Consider the following 2,365-nt stretch of genomic DNA (forward strand, 5'->3'; position numbering starts at 1 on the left):
CATGTATTCACGACGCGACCCAGCCTTAGATAGCTCTTATCTTAGGCTGGGTCGTGTGTTGGCTGAGCTTCTTCCATGATTATACATCTAACAACCAAGGGGCGTCAGCCCCGCAGCGGGAATGCAGTGTTAACTGATGTCGGCTCTTCTTCGGATTCGCTTTCTAAAATTATGGTTTTCCCATTTCACTTCTTCGAAGTAGCCTTCTTTACATTACGCTTTGTCCAATTCTCCTTCTTGAGCTGCTCTCTAACAATACGCTTTTTCCAATTCTACTCTCGAGCTACTCTCCAAAATCATGTTTTCCCCTTCTGCTTCTTCGAGCTACTCTCCAAAATTACGCTTTTCCCATCCTGCTACTTCGAGCTACTTTCTAACATTACGCTCACTTCTTCGAACTGCTCTCTACCATTACGCTTACCATTCTCTTCCTCGCGCTGCTCTCTACCATTACGTTTTACCGATTTTCCTTCTTCGAGCTGCCCTCTAAATTACGCTTTTACTATCCTGCTTCTTCGAGTTTGCTTGCAAAATTATGCCCTTTAAATTACTAGCTGATTTCAGTTAACGTTCTCAGTATTCACGAACCCCGTCAGGGGTTGTCCGCAGCACAAGCTTCATTGAAAATCACTTCTACGGACCGAGGGCCGATAGGCTCGATGCGTGAATACGGTGTTATCTGAAGTAGGCACCTTCCTTGGATTACCCACACAAATATCTTTAAAAAATAAAAATACCTGGCTACATCATCCCCAGGTATCTCTTGATAGTTATTTATATACGTCGCCTCGCGGCCCGATCTTGAAAATAAAGATGACAATTTTATCATTTAAAAGTTCAAACAAAATCCGAAGGCCTCCTACTCGGAGACGATAAATTTCTCCTTCATACCCCTTCATTTTCTTTACATTCGGATGATTTGAAGGATTAACTCGAATCAATTCAATTGCATTAAATATTCTAACGACCGTTTCCTTATCCTGGCGTTTCAAATACTTCTTAGCTTCATTTGAAAATTCAACATTAAATATCAAGCTCACGCTTCAAGTCCTCCATTGAAGTCGTTTCGCCGGCATCAAACTCTCTTCTTGCGTGAATTAATGCTTGTATATCGTCAGAGGATAAGTACTCGTCATCATTGTCAGCCTGTTTTTCTAATAGCCATGTCAAGAAGCTTTTGGCTACAATTTTATTGTCATCATTCAATCTTCTTATAATTTTATCCAGTTCATCATTAGGAATGCTCATGTATAACGCCTCCTTTGAATTTTATTATATCCTAACAATACCGTATATCCAACTAGTCGCACCGTAGTTATGTTTTTCATTTATGTGCCTATTTCAGATAACGTCTTACGTATTCACGACGCGACCCAGCCTTAGATAGCTCTTATCTTAGGCTGGGTCGTGTGTTGGCTGAGCTTCTTCCATGATTATACATCTACCAACCAAGGGGCGTCAGCCCCGCAGCGGGAATACGGTGTTATCTGATGCATCTGGCTTCATTGAGTTACTTAAAAAAATGCCTTTGGTGTGTTTCCATTCTAACGTCTTCGATTCGCTTTCAAATTTGTCTTTGCTGAATGTTTCCTCGCTTACTTCTCTGATTCGCTTGCAAATTGTCTCTGCTGAATGTTTCCTCGCTAACTTTCCTGATTGGCTTTCAAATTTGCCTTCTGATTGTTTCCTCGCTAACTTCCCTGATTCGTTTTCAAATTTGCCTTTACTGATTGCTTCCTCGCTGAATTCCTCGATTGGCTTACAAATTAGCTCTTGACTGTTTATTCATTCTTTCGGATGGATGTTTCAGATAACGTAAATGTATTCACGAACCCGAGAGCCTTAAGTGACCAACGGGAACGGGTCGACAGACTTAGGCTCGCAGTGGTTGTCCGGCTGATTATGCTTCTCTGCTACTGAATTTTCTTCTTGAATACTCTTCTTCCTACTTCGGTCCGGACCAAGGAGCGTCAACGACGCAGCGTGAATATGGTGTTATGAGATGTTGCCGCCTTCTTCGAGGTACTTGAAAATTGTTCTTCAGGTTATTAATTCATATCTCCAATATAGCTATTAGTTCTTGTATCTGGATCAAATAATTTAAGTTCTTTAATCAGGTCTTTTGGATAAAAATTATATTTTTCAAGTTCTTCGACTTTAAGCCATTCAATTCCGACTTGATCAGGATCTGGTTCTAATTCATATTTATCTTCTTCTTCGATTTCACATGCGAAAATATGATTAACAATATGTATTCTTTTGTCTCTTTCCGAATTCTCATGATTCTTTCCTATATATTCTCTTACAAATATCAATTTTGCGTTTTTAATGCTCGATCCAACTTCTTCTCGAATTTCTCGGTGGT

General features: G+C 40.2%; 3 protein-coding genes. All 3 read right to left on the minus strand.

The window, feature by feature from the left end; genetic code table 11:
- Nucleotides 1-770: 770 nt before the first annotated feature.
- A complete protein-coding gene (locus PSHG_RS08580; protein ID WP_010271884.1) occupies nucleotides 771-1,040 on the minus strand; it encodes a type II toxin-antitoxin system RelE family toxin in 270 nt (89 codons plus the stop codon).
- Nucleotides 1,024-1,248 carry a hypothetical protein gene (locus tag PSHG_RS08585; protein WP_010271887.1) on the minus strand — a complete coding sequence of 75 codons (225 nt, stop codon included), beginning with the start codon at nucleotides 1,246-1,248 and terminating at the stop codon, nucleotides 1,024-1,026. The genes PSHG_RS08580 and PSHG_RS08585 overlap by 17 nt, the downstream gene beginning before the upstream one ends.
- Nucleotides 1,249-2,048: 800 nt before the next feature.
- Nucleotides 2,049-2,365: NUDIX domain-containing protein (locus PSHG_RS27000; RefSeq protein ID WP_010271888.1), on the minus strand; the 317-nt coding region annotated here is incomplete at its 5' end.

The organism is Paenibacillus senegalensis JC66, assembly GCF_000285515.1.
Lineage (GTDB): Bacteria > Bacillota > Bacilli > Paenibacillales > NBRC-103111 > Paenibacillus_L > Paenibacillus_L senegalensis.

What these genes read in the sequence shown, in the direction of transcription:
- PSHG_RS08585 (WP_010271887.1), bottom strand. Translation starts at nt 1,248, where the DNA reads ATGAGCATTCCTAATGATGAACTGGATAAAATTATAAGAAGATTGAAT.